Annotated in this window: 16 protein-coding genes; 2 read left to right on the top strand and 14 right to left on the bottom strand. The window is 43.7% G+C overall.

The features are described 5' to 3' along the window. Positions 1–163: 163 nt before the first annotated feature. From BGM23_RS07160 to sppA, 9 genes are all read right to left on the bottom strand, one after another. Positions 164–676: a MogA/MoaB family molybdenum cofactor biosynthesis protein gene (locus tag BGM23_RS07160; RefSeq protein WP_021480306.1), complete on the bottom strand. Its 513-nt coding sequence runs from the start codon at positions 674–676 to the stop codon at positions 164–166. An 84-nt stretch (positions 677–760) separates the two neighbouring features. Next, positions 761–1948: an acetate kinase gene (locus BGM23_RS07155; RefSeq protein WP_003223511.1), complete on the bottom strand. Its 1188-nt coding sequence runs from the start codon at positions 1946–1948 to the stop codon at positions 761–763. Between the two features lie 172 nt (positions 1949–2120). Next, positions 2121–2324, bottom strand: a complete 204-nt coding sequence (locus tag BGM23_RS21285) for a hypothetical protein (protein WP_120028477.1) — start codon at positions 2322–2324, stop codon at positions 2121–2123. After that, positions 2296–3285, bottom strand: a complete 990-nt coding sequence (locus BGM23_RS07150) for a class I SAM-dependent methyltransferase (protein ID WP_003229346.1) — start codon at positions 3283–3285, stop codon at positions 2296–2298. The genes BGM23_RS21285 and BGM23_RS07150 overlap by 29 nt, the downstream gene beginning before the upstream one ends. A gap of 60 nt (positions 3286–3345) precedes the next feature. Then, the gene (gene tpx, locus BGM23_RS07145; RefSeq protein WP_003223506.1) at positions 3346–3849 is read right to left on the bottom strand and encodes a thiol peroxidase; all 504 of its coding nucleotides are present in this window, start codon (positions 3847–3849) and stop codon (positions 3346–3348) included. Positions 3850–3957: 108 nt separating this feature from the next. Continuing rightward, on the bottom strand, positions 3958–4413 hold the full coding sequence (gene ytfJ / locus BGM23_RS07140) for a GerW family sporulation protein (protein ID WP_003223504.1): 456 nt from the start codon (positions 4411–4413) through the stop codon (positions 3958–3960). 13 nt (positions 4414–4426) lie between these two features. Beyond that, complete coding sequence (locus tag BGM23_RS07135) at positions 4427–5107, bottom strand: DUF2953 domain-containing protein (protein ID WP_046663891.1); 681 nt, start codon at positions 5105–5107, stop codon at positions 4427–4429. Positions 5108–5181: 74 nt separating this feature from the next. Continuing rightward, complete coding sequence (locus BGM23_RS07130) at positions 5182–5676, bottom strand: RDD family protein (RefSeq protein WP_014477652.1); 495 nt, start codon at positions 5674–5676, stop codon at positions 5182–5184. 12 nt (positions 5677–5688) lie between these two features. Then, on the bottom strand, positions 5689–6696 hold the full coding sequence (sppA, locus tag BGM23_RS07125) for a signal peptide peptidase SppA (protein WP_046663892.1): 1008 nt from the start codon (positions 6694–6696) through the stop codon (positions 5689–5691). A gap of 185 nt (positions 6697–6881) precedes the next feature. On the opposite strand from sppA, the gene BGM23_RS07120 reads away from it, so the two are divergent. Next, on the top strand, positions 6882–7685 hold the full coding sequence (locus BGM23_RS07120) for an NAD kinase (protein WP_014480556.1): 804 nt from the start codon (positions 6882–6884) through the stop codon (positions 7683–7685). Between the two features lie 31 nt (positions 7686–7716). Here the strand turns inward: BGM23_RS07120 and BGM23_RS07115 are convergent, their stop codons facing one another. The 5 genes from BGM23_RS07115 to BGM23_RS07095 all read right to left on the bottom strand — a co-directional run bounded on the left by BGM23_RS07115 (position 7717) and on the right by BGM23_RS07095 (position 13751). After that, a complete protein-coding gene (locus BGM23_RS07115) occupies positions 7717–9306 on the bottom strand; it encodes an amidohydrolase (protein ID WP_046663893.1) in 1590 nt (529 codons plus the stop codon). Positions 9307–9325: 19 nt separating this feature from the next. Further along, positions 9326–10915, bottom strand: coding sequence for an acyl-CoA synthetase MbcS (gene mbcS, locus BGM23_RS07110; protein ID WP_032722346.1), 1590 nt, complete (start codon positions 10913–10915; stop codon positions 9326–9328). A gap of 178 nt (positions 10916–11093) precedes the next feature. Next, complete coding sequence (gene sspA, locus BGM23_RS07105; RefSeq protein WP_003223491.1) at positions 11094–11303, bottom strand: alpha type acid-soluble spore protein SspA; 210 nt, start codon at positions 11301–11303, stop codon at positions 11094–11096. 93 nt (positions 11304–11396) lie between these two features. Continuing rightward, on the bottom strand, positions 11397–12602 hold the full coding sequence (gene thiI, locus BGM23_RS07100) for a tRNA uracil 4-sulfurtransferase ThiI (protein WP_003229326.1): 1206 nt from the start codon (positions 12600–12602) through the stop codon (positions 11397–11399). Positions 12603–12605: 3 nt separating this feature from the next. Next, the gene (locus BGM23_RS07095) at positions 12606–13751 is read right to left on the bottom strand and encodes a cysteine desulfurase family protein (protein WP_032722347.1); all 1146 of its coding nucleotides are present in this window, start codon (positions 13749–13751) and stop codon (positions 12606–12608) included. Positions 13752–13945: 194 nt separating this feature from the next. Between BGM23_RS07095 and brnQ the strand changes: the two genes are divergently transcribed. Continuing rightward, on the top strand, positions 13946–15283 hold the full coding sequence (brnQ, locus tag BGM23_RS07090) for a branched-chain amino acid transport system II carrier protein (RefSeq protein ID WP_003229322.1): 1338 nt from the start codon (positions 13946–13948) through the stop codon (positions 15281–15283). Positions 15284–15330: the final 47 nt, after the last annotated feature.

Below are 15330 nucleotides of genomic sequence, written 5' to 3'. Positions count from 1 at the left end.
AATCCCCTCTCAACCGTGTTTCTATTTTGTATAAAAATAAATTATATTTAATAAAAATACATTTTGTATGTATACACTTTAACAAGTACGTTTCGTTTTTTCAAGCCTTTTATAAAAAAAACTTCACCTAAATTTCAGGTGAAGTTTCGTAGTATTTATTCATTTACTTGTCTTTTCTGATTTCTCTGACCACATGTGCAAGTTCGGGAATAATCAGCTTATTCATTGCCAGCTTTACCGCGCCGCTTGAGCCTGGCGTTGAGAAAACAGCGGTATGCTGAATGACGCCGGCAGTTGCTCTCGACATGATTGCGGCAGGGCCGATATCCTCTGTATAACTCAGCATCCTGAATATTTCTCCAAAGCCGGGCAGTTCTTTCGAAAACAGCGGCGTTATGGCTTCAATTGTGACATCCCGATCTGCTATGCCTGTCCCTCCGTTTAAGAGTACCGCGTCTGTCTGTTCATCCATGCAGCCCGCAAGCACTGACCGCTGCAAAGCATCCTTTTCGTCTTTTACAATTTCATATGCGGCAATATGATGACCGGCTTCTTCTAAAAATGAGATCATCAGCTTGCCGCTTTTATCGGTTTCCTCTGTCCTCGTGTCACTGACAGTAATCACTTTGCACCGAACGATATCGGGAGCTTCTTGTTTATGCTCTTGAACGCTCATAGGCCCACCTCTTTTATGTTTTCTGTCTGTCACTATCATGCATCAATAAAAAAGCACATTCAAGAGAATGTGCTTTCATGCGATTTATTTTGCTAAACGAACAACGTCGCGCGCAATCATGACTTCTTCATCAGTCGGAATGATCATGACTTTTACTGGAGAATGCGGATAGCTGATGAAAGCTTCCTCGCCGCGCACGTTATTAAGCGCAGGATCCCAGTATACGCCCATGAATTCTAAACCGCGAAGAACGCGTTCTCTGACTTCCACACTGTTTTCACCGATACCGGCAGTAAAGATGATCGCATCTACACCGCTCATTCTTGCAGCGTAAGAACCGATGTATTTGTGGATTCTGCTTGCGAATACTTCAAGAGCCGTTTCCGCGCGCTCATTTCCTTCTTTCGTTGCTTCGACGATGTCACGAAGATCGCTTGAGAAACCGGAAATGCCGAGCAGTCCGCTTTTTTTGTTTAATGTATTCAATACTTCGTCAGCCGTTTGGCCTGTTTTCTCCATGATGTATGGAATCAGGGCAGGGTCGATGTTTCCAGAGCGTGTACCCATTGCTACACCGGCAAGCGGCGTAAAGCCCATGGATGTGTCAATTGATTTTCCGCCTTCAACAGCCGCAATACTTGCTCCGTTTCCAAGGTGGCAGGAAATCAGGCGCAAGTCTTTTAACGGACGGCCGAGAAGCTCTGCCGCACGCTCAGTTACATATTTATGTGAAGTGCCGTGGAAGCCGTATTTACGGATGCCGAATTTTTCATAGTATTCATACGGCAAGCTGTACAGGTAAGACTGCTCAGGCATTGTTTGGTGGAATGCCGTATCAAATACAGCTACCGCAGGAACATTTGGAAGCACTTCTTTGAACGCTTTAATTCCAACGATATTTGCCGGATTGTGAAGCGGCGCCAATTCAGAAATATCTTCGATTTCCTTAATGGTTTCATCCGTTAATAAAACAGAATCGCTGAATTTTTCTCCGCCGTGAACGACACGATGGCCAATTCCGTCAATTTCATTCAAGTCTTTAATAATGCCGAATTCCGTTAACTTATTCAGCAGCATTTTAACAGCTACCGCATGATCCGGAATATCAGTTACTTCTGTATTTTTTTCGCCGTTCACAGAAATTGTGAATACGCTGTCGGCGATACCGATTCGTTCAACTAAACCCTTCGTTAAAACGGTTTCTGAAGGCATTTCGAAAAGCTGAAATTTCAAAGACGAGCTTCCTGCGTTAATTGCAATAATTTTGGACATGATTGACGCTCCTTTATACTCTGTATCAACAACTTCGTTTTTCGTACTTTTTTCCCGGTGAATATCAACATCTTCTCCGAAAAATATCTGACTTTTCCATTTAAACATTGTCATGTCGGCTTTTCAAGTCAACTTGCGTATTGATAACGCTTACAATAAGAAGTCGTTATTTTCAGACACATTCCCTATAGGTTTTGTATTGATGAACGCTTACAATTTGCGGTTTTTCCCTCTGTATTTTGTGTTTCAAAGCTGGATTCAATTCGTCAAGTCCGGTCTTCAAAAGCATAAATAAAAGCAGCTTAGGCATCGACCTCATACGGCTGTCTAAGCTGCTTTTAAAACACTTACTTTTCTTTTTTAAACCATTCATCAAATTGAGCCATCATATCAAGCATCGCCTTTTGATTGGAGAAAGACGGAAGATTCGCAAGCAGAATTTGCCCCGGCGCTTTCGTATTCTCTCCTTGTTTCTGAAGCACAAGGATGCTTTTGGCATGAGCTTCGTCTTTAAAAATAGATTTTGGCAGCTGCAACAGTGCGTTGATATGAACCTTATCTTTGAAAAACTGTTTCAGCTTGCCGCTTTGGGAGCTCTCAAACAAATGATTCGGAATCATAAAAAATAAGTAGCCGCCCGGTTTGGTATGCTTGACGCTCTGTTCAATAAACAGATGATGAGCGAAGGAATGGCCTTCGTCAGCTTTAAGCTCAAACGCTTCTGCTCCTTCGTCATTCGGATAATAGCCGACTGGCAGATCACAAATGACCGTGTCAACTGGATCGATAAACAACGGCTCAAGGCTGTCCTGGTGGAAAAGCTCAAGCTCTTTTTTCAGAAGGTTCGCTTGGGCATAGGCGATCTTCAAGAGCACATCATCAATTTCAATGCCAAAGCTGTTTGCCGTTTTTTCAGACAGCTGGTTCAGCACGGTAAACAGAAGGTTCCCAGTTCCCAAGGCTGGATCAAGAATGGTCAATTCCTTTTTGTCCGCCATAAACTTATTCACCAAATAGCTGATGAAAAGCCCGATCGTATCCGGCGTCATTTGCCTGTTTGGATGGGAGATATCTTTCATTCCTTTAAGGACGGCAAGCTGAAAAGCCTTGCGTACCCACTCATGCTCATACGTGCCGAATTCCGCTTTTTCAAGCAGAGCCTGAAGTTGTTTGGTTTTCTGATCAGCAGGCAGTTTCAGCTGATCCGTTTTTTCAAGAAAATACATTTCTCCTGCTTCAGCCAGCGCCTCTATATATGAAATCTGCAATTCATTCTTTATCATAATCGCTGCTTCGTTTAACAGCTCATACACCGCACCTACATGGTCTTTTTGCATATTGTGTTCCTCCTTGCCATGAAAAAAGCTCCGGCGGCAGCCTGGAGCTTTTTTCCCTGCTTACTTCACTAATGCCTTAGCAGCCTCAATTGGCTTTTCATAGTTCGGGTGGTTTGTTGCTTCGCTTACATATTCAGCGTAAACGACTTTTCCATTCTCATCAAGGACAAATACGGAACGCGCAAGCAGACGAAGTTCTTTAATATACACACCGAACGCTTCGCCAAATGACATATCTCTGTGGTCAGACAGTGTTTCCACTTTGTCAATTCCGTTAGCGCCGCACCAGCGCGCTTGCGCGAATGGAAGGTCTGCACTGATTGTGTAGACGTTGACATCTCCAAGCTTTGCAGCTTCTTCGTTAAAACGGCGTGTTTGTGCATCACAAACACCTGTATCAATTGAAGGGATAACAGAAATAATCGTTACCTTTCCTTTCATGTCAGCTAACGATTTTTCTTCAAGGCTGTTAGTCAGCACTGTGAAATCAGGAGCTTGATCTCCTACCTTCACTTCTTGTCCGACAAGTGTAACCGGACCGCCTTTGAATGTAATTTCAGCCATTATAATTCCTCCCTTTTGTATGTATGTCTCTATCATAGTAAAGTTTCCTGCAAACTGCAAAGTTTATGCCAAAAAAAAGTTAACTGCGGCCAGCGCAGTTAACCTTTTTTAATAATTCATATTGTTCATTTGGTTTTGATTTTGGCCCTGGCCTTGGTTTTTGTTATTTTTCTTGAACATTTGCTGGATGCGTTCGAGTGTTTGAGGGGCTGCGTCTAAAATTTTCTCTATTAAATGGGTATTTTCATCTAAATGAAGCATTCTGATGCCTGTCGATCCGACAATTAAAAACGCGATCGGCGTAATGGACACACCGCCCCCGCTTCCGCCTCCGAAAGGAAGTTTCTGTTCTCTTGTCTCATCGTCTTCCGATTTCTTTTCGGCCGGCTTTCCGCCAAACTCGCTTCCGCCTGCGGCGAATCCAAATCCAACTTTAGAAACAGTTAAAATCACACTTCCATCAGGCGTTTCTACTGGATCTCCGATGATGGTGTTAACATCAATCATTTCCTTCAAGTTTTCCATTGCGGTTTTCATTAAACCTTGGATGGGATGGTCTGCCATATACGCTTCCTCCTTAAACTGATGAATCATTCTTTGAAGTCATTCTAGCCGACGGATTCTTCTTTAATACGGATAGCTCCCGTCCGTATTTGACGAATTTGAAAGCTGCAAGCATAGCATGTCCAAAGCGAAAAAAGAATATACACTGAAATTGGGTCTTGGAAACAGGGACTTGAAACGACGGGATCACCTCATAGACAGGTTTATTCACAAAGTCCAGGTGGTCGTAGAGCATTGCTGCGATACCGCCCTTCACACCCCATACAGCACCTGTTAACACACCTGTCACTGCCGCGTCCTGAATTCCGATTACTGTAACCCATTCTAGTTTTGTGATATGTAAATGCGCGAGAAAAGACGCGCTGATTTTCCGTAGTCTGGTGACCTGATGCAAAAGCATTTCGATTTTATTAATGCTTTGCTGCACATCGTTTTGTGTAATTTTTTTCTTTCCGCTGCTTTTTTTCATTTTAGATTCAGTTTTTTGTTTGATATCCACTGTTCCGTCTTCTTTGTTCACCTTAATCGCCGGGATTGTTTTTTTGATCCTTATAAGGCCAAACAGCGCCGTAATCTTCAAGGTCAATTTGTCATTATCAGCGGCATGAAGATACTCCAGCGCGACATGGATTTTCATTCTGAGAAGCAGTACGATCCCTATGAGAATAAGAATGGCTGTCAGTACATACACCATATTCTTCACTTCCTCTAGGAGCATTATCGCCAATTCCTAAAAAAATAAACCCGGACGGAGGTCCGGGTTATCGGTTATTTGCGGTATAATTTTTCATGCACCACGGTGGTATCCGCGATGTAATCATGAATCCCTTGTTTTGTAGGTGAAAAAGCAACAACGATATATAAAATCCAAATCTTATCAATATACCGTCCAACCACTTCACGAAAAATCACTGTACTCCATGTCAGCTTGCTATCTTGCTTCACAGAAACCACTTTGAGGCCGAACACCATTTTACCAAGCGTCTGCCTGAAGTATTTAGTCATTAGTGCGAAGTAGGCAAGATACACAATAAGCGTTGTCACACTGTAGGCCGAGAAGGTAAACATGCCGGATGTTTTCGGCAGATCCAATACGGTAAAGAGGGGAGAAACGAGCAAATGGTTTAATCCCCATATCACGAGCCAATCAAGCAGGAAAGCCCAGAAACGAACCCAAAAGCCAGCATAGGCATGTGTCAGCTGCTCCGCTTCTTGCGGGCCTTTGATGTCATTGCGCTCTAACTCTTCATATGTCGCGTCCATTATTGTTCCCTCCTACTTCGCATAGAGATACATCATTCTCGGCGAACCGGATTGCGATAGAATTTCTCTCATATTCAAAAAATCAATTTCACTTTTAAACATTTTGTTCGCGCCCATGGAAAACAGTGAACCTAATCCGAAGCTTTCCTCATAAGAAATGACAGAGGCGTTTTTCAAATCCTTGTGATCCTTTTTCATGGCCGTAATGGTATCGTCATAAAAACCAAGCTCATCAACGAGGTTCAGTTTTTTCGCCTGCCGTCCGTCATACACGCGGCCGTCCGCAATTTTCTTTACCTCTGCTTTCGGCATGCCGCGCCCTTTTGAAATGACATCAACAAAGCCTTCATACGAATTATCAACCATCGATTGCATGATGTTTTTTTCTTCTCTCGTCATCTCACGGGAAGGAGACATAATGTCCTTATGGGCCCCGCTCTTAATCGTTTCAAAAGAAATGCCAAGCTTATCGGCAAGCTTTGAATAATTGACGCTTTCCATAATGACGCCGAGTGACCCGGTCAGGGTTTCCGGTGTCGCAAAAATCTTATCAGCCGCTGTTGAGATGTAATAGCCTCCTGATGCTGCCATCGAACCCATTGACACGTAAATCGGTTTTTTAGTTTCTTTCTTGATTTCTTCCAGTTTCTTATGTATTTCAGCACTTTCATACACTCCGCCACCCGGAGAATTCACCTTCAGAACGATACCTTTGACCGTCTTGTCATCTTTTGCGCGCTCAAGGTTTTTTAAGAACGTTCTGTGGTTATATCCGTCTGCACCAAGCAGACTGCTTGAGTCCCCATTATCCTGAATGGTGCCGCTGACCTCTAATACGGCAATTTTACTTGAGAGACTGCCGTTTTCCAGCGTCTTTTCCTGCGATTCATCCGTCAGTGATGTGAGATCCGTTTGAGCGCCTTTGACGCTTTCAAAGAAACTCATAGAGATGCTGACGATAATAGACACGCCGAAAATCCCCAGAGCAATCACTAATGCAATCCATCTTTTTGCATTCATTTTTTCTCCTCCTTTTTCCTAAACTCTCTCATTATACGATTCAATATGAAAAATGTTTCACTTCATGAGAAAGCTCCGGCTTAACGGGCTGCCGGCAAACGTGGTACACTTATGGCCAAAGGTATTTTATCACAAATACTGGATGGCAGAAAAACTTAAATATGACAGCAAAGGGGAAATGGGATATGACCGATCAACGCCGTAATGTTTATTTTTTTCACAAACAGGATCAGGAAACGAACGAACAAGCCCGCTCGTTAACACAATTGGCGGAAGAGCATGGATTTACCGTTGTGAACCAGCACTCAGACGCTAATATTATCGCTAGCATTGGCGGGGACGGCACATTTTTGCAGGCAGTCAGAAAGACGAATTTTCGTGATGACTGCTTGTACGTCGGCATTACCAAAAAGGGGAAAGCTCATTTATATTGCGACTTTCATAGTGATGAGCGAGAAAAAATGGTCGATGCAATGACGTTTGAACAAATTGAAGTGAGAAAATACCCGCTGATTGAAGTGACAGTGGATAACGCTAGTCCTTTTCATTGCCTAAACGAGGTTTCCATCCGTTCAAGCATCATTAAAACCTTTGTGATGGACGTGCTGATTGACGATCTGCACTTTGAAACATTTAGAGGTGACGGAATGATCATCTCAACGCCTACAGGCAGCACCGCCTATAACAAGTCTGTTGCAGGAGCGGTTGTTGATCCGCTGCTCCCATGCATGCAGGTATCTGAGCTTGCTTCTCTTAACAATAACACCTACCGGACACTCGGCTCGCCATTTGTCCTCAGCTCTGACCGAAAGCTGACCCTTCGTGTGGTGCAGGACGGCAACGAACACCCAATCATCGGCTTGGACAATGAAGCACTCAGCACGAGAAATGTGAAAACGATCGAAATCAAACTGTCTAATAAGAAAATCAAAACAGTCAAACTAAAGGACAATTCATTTTGGGAAAAAGTGAAGCGTACTTTTTTATAGAAAATAAAAGGACAGGCTGCTGCCTGTCCTTTTATGATTTCTCATATACAATCTGGCCGTTAATCACGGTTTTTTTAATCTCTAAAAGATGAAGCTGTGCGGGGTCAATGGCAAACGGATCACCACTGAGAACTGTAAAATCCGCGTCATAGCCTTCCGCAATTTTTCCGCGTGACTTCTCTTTATAAATGATACCGGCGCTACCTTCTGTATAAAGCTTTATCGCTTCATATACAGGTAAACATTCACTTTCATTATAGCTTGGCCCGTTTTGCTCATGACTGCTTTTCCGGAGGACCGCGGACTGGATCCCTAGAAGCGGATCAACAGGCTCAATCGGGGCGTCTGAACCGCCCGCGCATAAAATGCCTTTAGATATGAGGGTTTTCCAGGCAAATGCAGTCTTCATCCGGTCTTTTCCGAGACGGTCAATGACCCACGGAAAGTCGCTTGCAACGAAGTGCGGCTGAAGGTCAAGTGCGATCGGCATGCGTGCTGCTCTCTCGATTAATTCGTTATCAAGCACTTGGGCATGAATAAGCCGATCATGCCGGCCGTTTTTGGGCGGATGCTTTTCTATTGCGTTCAGCACTTTTTCAAAAGCAAGATCGCCGATTGCATGAACAGCAACCTCCATCCCTTTTTCTCTCGCTTTGCGAATGAGCCGGCCAAGGGTTTCGTCATCGTGAACCTGAACACCATTTGTTGATGGATCATCCTGATATGGTTCTTTCAATAAAGCCGTTCTCCCGCCAAGCGCCCCGTCCGCAAAGATTTTCATAGCACCGAACTCCACATACGGGCCGGACAGCTTCTCCAGCTGCTCCCATCGATCGACAGCTTCATGATGAACGAGCAAATGGCAGCGAAACGGATACTTTCCGCCAGCGGCAGCTTTCTCATAAGCTTTCATCGGCACCGAAACATCACCATAATAGGACAAGTCTTCCGAATGACCGCCCGTCAGGCCTTTTGTCCAGCAATCCTTTATTGCAGCCGTTAATGCCTCATCAACATAGTGCTGAGAGACTGGCGGGACAGCCTTCAGAATCAAATCCTGCGCCTTATCAAACAGGAGTCCGGACGGCTCTCCATTTGCATCTTTTACGATGACTCCGCCGTCAGGGTCAGGAGTATTTCTTGAAATTCCCGCTGCTTGAAGAGCCGCAGAATTGACAGCTATTGCATGCCGGCATATACGCTTGAGCAAGACGGGCCTGTCAGGAAACAGGCGATCAAGATCATGCTTAGTCAAGTAGTCAGGTGTCTCAAACTGATTTTCATTCCAGCCCTCTCCAATGAGCCAATCGTTTTTAGGAAGCTGCCGCTCTCTTTCCTTCGCAGCCTGTAAAATTGCATCTTTCGACGTCAGTGCGGACAGATCGAGCTGAAGCTGTTTCTCACCGTGGCCGATCAAATGTAGGTGGCTGTCAACAAAACCGGGGAACATCACTGCACCGTTCAGGCTGATTTCTTCTGTTTCCGGTGACCCGTACTTTTCCTTCAAACGTTCATAGCTGCCGGTGCCTTTTATAACACCATCCTCAACATAAACTGCCTCAGTCCGATCGCCTTCTTCGAGCATCGTATAAATGAAACCGCCGTGCCATATCGCCTTCATTCACGTTCACTCTCTTTCTTTACGCCTTTTTATTGGCTTTGAGCTGTTCTTCACGTTTTCTTAATTCCACTCGTCTGATTTTTGCAGAAGCCGTTTTAGGCAGGCTTTCCACAAATTCAATTTCTCTAGGATATTTGTATGGAGCGGTAATCGTCTTCACATGGTTTTGCAGCATTTTGACAAGCTCATCACTGCGTTTTTCATGATTTTGCAGGACAACATATGCCTTTACAATGGAGCCTCTGATTTCATCAGGGCTCGCGACAACAGCACATTCTTTTACTTCTGGGTGCTTAACAAGCGCGTCTTCCACCTCGAAAGGCCCGATCGTATAGCCGGAGCTGATAATAATATCGTCATTTCGGCTTTCAAACCAGAAGTAACCTTCCTCATCTTTTCTTGCTCTGTCTCCCGTTAGGAAATAATCGCCGCGAATTTGTGTTTTCATTCTTTCCGGATCTTTAAAATACTCTTTAAAGAGCGCAGGCGTACTGAGGTGAACAGCGATATCGCCAACCTCACCAGGTTTGCAGATTTCACCGTCTTCATTTATGATCTCCACCTGATTTCCCGGTGTCGGTTTTCCCATGCTTCCCGGTTTAATAGGCGTATCTTTCAAAACACCAATCAAAAGCGTGCTTTCTGTTTGGCCATATCCGTCCCGTACCTTAATGCCAAAGTGCTTTTGGAAAACATCAATGACTTCACGATTGAGCGGCTCACCTGCGGAAACAGCGCTGTGCAGGGCAGAAAGATCAAAACGGTCCAAGCCTTCAACCTTCGCCATTAAGCGGTATTCTGTCGGCGTGCAGCAGAAAACATTGATTTTGTAGCGATTTAAAAGCTCTAGATATTTTTCTGCTTTGAATCTGCCGTGGTACACAAAACCGGTTGCTCCGCTGCCAAGCACCGCTAAAAACGGACTCCATACCCACTTTTGCCAGCCAGGGGCAGCAGTTGCCCAGACGATATCCTTTTCAGAAATATCAAGCCAAGCGCCGGCAGAAGTTTTTAAATGAGCAAATGCCCATCCATGTGTATGTACAACACCTTTCGGCTGACCTGTTGTCCCGGATGTATAAGATAAGAAAGCCATATCATCTCTTGTTGTGTCAGCTGTTTTAAATTGGCTTCCGTCCGCTTCAATTGATAAGAGGTTTTTCCAGCCGGCATCATTTTCACCAATAGACAGTGTAATCAGTTTGTCAGTCGTACTGACATCCCGGAAAGCGCCAATAAATTCTGAGTAGACGATAGCGCCTTTTACCTCTGCATGTTCAATCCGGTATTCAAGATCTTTCGCGCGAAGCATTTCGGAGCACGGAATGACAACCATTCCTGATTTCAGGATAGCCAAATAAACAGCATAGGCTTCAAGCACCCGCGGTACCATTACAATCAGCTTGTCTCCCTTTTTAAATCCAAGATCAGCTAAGGCCGCTCCGATTTTATTTGTTTCTTCCATCAGCTTTTCATACGACCAAGATTCTTGCTTGCCCGACTCGTCCTCCCAAAGAAGAGCGGTTTTTTGTCCAGCAGCACTGAACTTTTCCATTTCATTCACTAAATTATATTGCACAGGGGCAATTAAATCTTCACGTTTTAACACGAACAACTCCTCACTTTCTCCACCCATTATACATAAATACAGGCTCTTTCCGTAAGGATATGCCTAAAAGCAACCTCTGTAAACATAGATTTTATAGGCCGCTGGTCCTTTTTTATATGTAAAAAATGAAAAAGAGTGGGGATACCCCCACTCCTAAGCCATTATGTGAAATTGTAAATTAGAATTGTCCTCCGCCCATGTTTTGTTGAGCAAAAGATACAAGACGTTTTGTGATCTCTCCTCCAACAGAACCGTTAGCGCGAGAAGTTGTGTCTGCTCCAAGGTTTACACCGAATTCAGAAGCGATTTCTAATTTCATTTGGTCGATCGCTTGAGCAGCTCCTGGTACTAAAAGGTTGTTGCTGTTACCTGAGTTATTGTTAGCCATGTGTCTCACCTCCTTGTGAGTATAGAATGTGTCAAAACACATGGCTTCATTCAGAAAAACTTTGGTAATTGTATACAGGAGCTGAAAATTGATTTAAAAGAGTTCAGCGAATTTATCGTTAGCTTCTTGTTCGCTATACAGGGTCATTGTCTCAATGTTATCTACCGCTTCTTGAATATACGGCTCGAAATCAACAAAGCTTTCAAAGTGTTCAATTTTCTCTTTTTTAGGGCGTGTTTTCGGGCTTGGCGGTGTAAAGATCGTGCAACAGTCTTCAAACGGCTGAATGCTTGTCTCATATGTGCCAATTTCCCGTGATTTTTCGATGATTTCTGTTTTGTCCATGGCGATTAGCGGACGCAAAATCGGTGTTGACGTCACCGCATTAATTGCATACATGCTTTCAAGCGTTTGGCTCGCTACCTGACCGAGGCTTTCTCCCGTAATAATGGCAAGCCCGTTTCTCTTTTCTCTGATTCTGTCGGCTATCTGAAGCATGAGGCGGCGGGTTGCCGTCATTGTGTAATTTTCAGGAATTTGTTTTTGGATGAGCTCTTGCGTTTTTGTAAATGGAACAATATGAAGTGTCATGCTTCCCCCAAAACGGGACAGACATTTCGCCAGATCCATTACCTTTTGCTTTGCGCGCTCGCTTGTGTATGGCGGGCTGAAGAAATGAACAGCTTCTACCGACAATCCCCGTTTCATCGCATAAAAACCGGCCACAGGGCTGTCAAAACCGCCAGAAAGCATCAGCATCGCTTTTCCTGCTGAACCAACTGGCAGCCCGCCTGCACCTTTTTCATCACGAATTGTCAAAAATGTTGCTTCTTCCCTGATTTCGATTCTGAGCGGGATGTCTGGGTTGCGAACATCGACCGTCAATCCTTCTGTATTTCGCAAAATATGGCCGCCGATTTCAGCGTTCATCTGGTTTGTATCTAATTCAAATTGCTTATACGCTCTCTTTGTCGCGACTTTAAACGTATCACCTGGTTTATACTGATCTTTGATAGCCTTTAGTGCGGTTGCCTTAATATCATCAAGGCGGCTGTCACATTTAATTGCCAGGCTGAAGCTTTGAATCCCAAACACTTGCTTTAAATGAGGAAAAAGAGCCTCAGGATCCTCTCCATTTAATGTAATCGTCATACGATCCCTGTTGGAAAAGTATTTTAAATTCGGATAGTCTTTCAAAACGAGTCTGATGTTTTGTTTTAAGCGCTCAATAAAGCTTTTTCTGTTTTTGCCTTTGGTCGAAATTTCCCCAAAACGAATTAATATATGATCGTAATTCATGTTCTACCTCATCATTTTCCTTAATTTTTTGATGCCAGGACGAAGCGCATTCATAAACGGTTCTGCCACATCGCTTGTCTGGCTGTAATTTAAACTGATTCTGATGCTGCTTCCGGCAATCTGCTCTCCTTTGCCCATCTCTAAGAGAACCTTGCTGGGCTTATGTTCTTTTGCCGAGCAAGCCGACGTTGTGGAGACGAAAATATCCTGTTCCTCAAGCATGTGTAAAAGCACTTCCGCTTTAATCCCCGGTACAGAGAAATTAATAATGTGCGGCGCGCTATTCATTTGAGGCGTGTTGATAACGACGCCCTCAATTTCACTCAGCCTTTTCATAAACAATTCCTTTGCGGCAGTCATCGTGTCAAGCCGTGTGTCAAAATCAGCAGAGGCAAGATTAATGGCCTTGGCAAGCGAAACCGCTCCAGCAGTATGTTCTGTTCCGGCCCGTATGCCTTTTTGCTGAGAGCCTCCCGTTATGAGCGGAATAAGGCGTGTTCCTTCTTTTACAATAAGTGCGCCTGTCCCCTTTAGGCCGTGAAATTTATGCCCCGAAATTGAACATAGATCAATGCCGGCCTTTTCAATTGCCAAGGGCACTTTATAGATGCCCTGCACATAATCGACGTGAAACAAAATGTTCGAGTGCTCTTTCAGCACATCTCCTGCCGCTTCAATCGGCTGCACGGAACCGACTTCATTGTTCACATGCATCATGCTGACAAGCACGGTATCGGGACGGATGGCTGCTTTTAGTTCTTCAATAGAAACAAATCCGTCTTCATTCACAGAAAGATAAGTGATATCAAACCCGAACAACTCTTTCAGCTGTTCTAACGATTCCGTAACAGATGGATGTTCAATAGAAGTGGCAATGATATGTTTGCCTGTTTTTATCTTTGACAAAGCCGCTCCTTTTAAAGCCGCATTATTGGCTTCTGTGGCGCCTGACGTAAATACAATATCATATTTTTTTAGGCCTAAGGACCTTTTGATTTGATTTTTGGCTGCTTGAAGCAGCTGTTCCGTTTCGGCTCCATATCGGTGCAAAGATGAAGGATTGCCAAAGTATCGGCTGCTTGTCTGTTCATACACGTTCAAGACTTCATCGTAAGGCTTCGTCGTTGAACTATTATCTAAATATATCATCTTTTTTACTCCTTTATGAAAGCGGTACAAGGTATGATATTTATGTTACCATAACAAAATTTAATAGAAAATTACGAAAAACTAGTATTGACTTCTAATTTTTTTACCATATAATAAGATTTGTTCGTTTCGTCATATTATCTGACAATTAATTGACAGAATATTTTAACATAATTATTAGGAGGATTTTTTTCATGAAACACTCACTGCCTGTCAAAGATACCATTATTATTGGTTTCATGCTATTTGCGTTATTCTTTGGAGCAGGAAATATGATTTATCCGCCGGAACTTGGACAAGCAGCCGGACACAACGTCTGGAAGGCCATCGGCGGATTTTTACTGACAGGGGTAGGCCTGCCGCTTCTCGGCATTATCGCCATCGCATTAACTGGTAAGGACGCTAAAGGCCTTGCTGACAAAGCGCACCCTGTTTTCGGCACAATCTTTACTGTCGTGCTTTATTTATCAATCGGACCATTATTCGCCATCCCGAGAACAGGAACTGTTTCATATGAAATTGGCGCTGTTCCGTTTTTGACTGGCGTACCAGAAAGACTTTCTTTATTAATATTTACACTTATCTTTTTCGGCGTTACGTACTATTTAGCGTTAAACCCATCCAAGGTTGTCGATCGAGTCGGAAAAATTCTGACTCCCATCAAATTCACAATTATTTTAATCATTGTTCTCAAAGCCATCTTCACGCCGATGGGCGGATTGGGCGCCGTGACAGAAGCATATAAAGGAACACCGGTTTTTAAAGGATTTTTAGAAGGCTATAAAACAATGGACGCACTTGCTTCAATTGTATTTGGCGTTGTCGTTGTAAATGCTGTAAAAAGCAAAGGCGTTACACAGTCTAAAGCTCTTGCTGCAGCCTGCATTAAAGCAGGTGTGATTGCCGCTTTAGGGCTGACTTTCATTTATGTATCCCTTGCTTATTTAGGAGCAACAAGCACAAATGCCATCGGTCCTGTTGGTGAAGGAGCTAAAATTTTATCTGCGTCTTCCCATTATTTATTCGGTTCATTAGGCAACATCGTACTCGGAGCAGCGATTACAGTCGCATGTTTAACAACAAGCATCGGCCTTGTCACATCTTGCGGCCAATATTTTTCAAAACTTATTCCGGCATTATCATATAAAATTGTCGTTACGATTGTCACGTTATTCAGCTTGATCATTGCGAATTTCGGACTCGCGCAAATTATCGCGTTTTCTGTTCCTATTTTATCAGCTATCTATCCACTTGCCATTGTCATTATCGTTCTTTCCTTCATCGATAAGATCTTTAAAGAAAGACGCGAAGTGTACATCGCTTGCTTGATCGGTACAGGACTTTTCAGTATTTTAGACGGTATCAAAGCAGCCGGTTTTTCACTTGGATCTTTAGATGTGTTTCTAAATGCGAATCTTCCTCTTTACAGCCTCGGCATCGGCTGGGTGCTTCCAGGAATCGTCGGAGCGGTTATCGGCTATGTGCTTACCTTATTCATCGGACCATCCAAACAGCTTAATGAAATAAGTTAATGTCACAGAACGCCTGCGTTATTGCGCAGGCGTTTTGCAATGAAAAA

It is taken from the genome of Bacillus sp. FJAT-14266, from assembly GCF_001719225.1.
In the GTDB taxonomy this organism is placed as follows: domain Bacteria; phylum Bacillota; class Bacilli; order Bacillales; family Bacillaceae; genus Bacillus; species Bacillus subtilis.
The sequence above is the reverse complement of the archived record's forward strand: the minus strand, read 5'-3'. Positions and strand labels throughout refer to the sequence as shown.

Coding starts and splice junctions, on each gene's coding strand:
- BGM23_RS07095 (WP_032722347.1), bottom strand. CDS start 13,751: ATGATATATTTAGATAATAGTTCAACGACGAAGCCTTACGATGAAGTC.
- BGM23_RS07115 (WP_046663893.1), bottom strand. CDS start 9,306: ATGAAGGCGATATGGCACGGCGGTTTCATTTATACGATGCTCGAAGAA.
- tpx (WP_003223506.1), bottom strand. CDS start 3,849: ATGGCTGAAATTACATTCAAAGGCGGTCCGGTTACACTTGTCGGACAA.
- BGM23_RS07150 (WP_003229346.1), bottom strand. CDS start 3,285: ATGCAAAAAGACCATGTAGGTGCGGTGTATGAGCTGTTAAACGAAGCA.
- BGM23_RS07130 (WP_014477652.1), bottom strand. CDS start 5,676: ATGGACGCGACATATGAAGAGTTAGAGCGCAATGACATCAAAGGCCCG.
- thiI (WP_003229326.1), bottom strand. CDS start 12,602: ATGAATTACGATCATATATTAATTCGTTTTGGGGAAATTTCGACCAAA.
- BGM23_RS07160 (WP_021480306.1), bottom strand. CDS start 676: ATGAGCGTTCAAGAGCATAAACAAGAAGCTCCCGATATCGTTCGGTGC.
- sspA (WP_003223491.1), bottom strand. CDS start 11,303: ATGGCTAACAATAACTCAGGTAACAGCAACAACCTTTTAGTACCAGGA.
- BGM23_RS07155 (WP_003223511.1), bottom strand. CDS start 1,948: ATGTCCAAAATTATTGCAATTAACGCAGGAAGCTCGTCTTTGAAATTT.
- BGM23_RS07135 (WP_046663891.1), bottom strand. CDS start 5,107: ATGGTGTATGTACTGACAGCCATTCTTATTCTCATAGGGATCGTACTG.
- sppA (WP_046663892.1), bottom strand. CDS start 6,696: ATGAATGCAAAAAGATGGATTGCATTAGTGATTGCTCTGGGGATTTTC.
- ytfJ (WP_003223504.1), bottom strand. CDS start 4,413: ATGGCAGACCATCCCATCCAAGGTTTAATGAAAACCGCAATGGAAAAC.
- brnQ (WP_003229322.1), top strand. CDS start 13,946: ATGAAACACTCACTGCCTGTCAAAGATACCATTATTATTGGTTTCATG.
- BGM23_RS07120 (WP_014480556.1), top strand. CDS start 6,882: ATGACCGATCAACGCCGTAATGTTTATTTTTTTCACAAACAGGATCAG.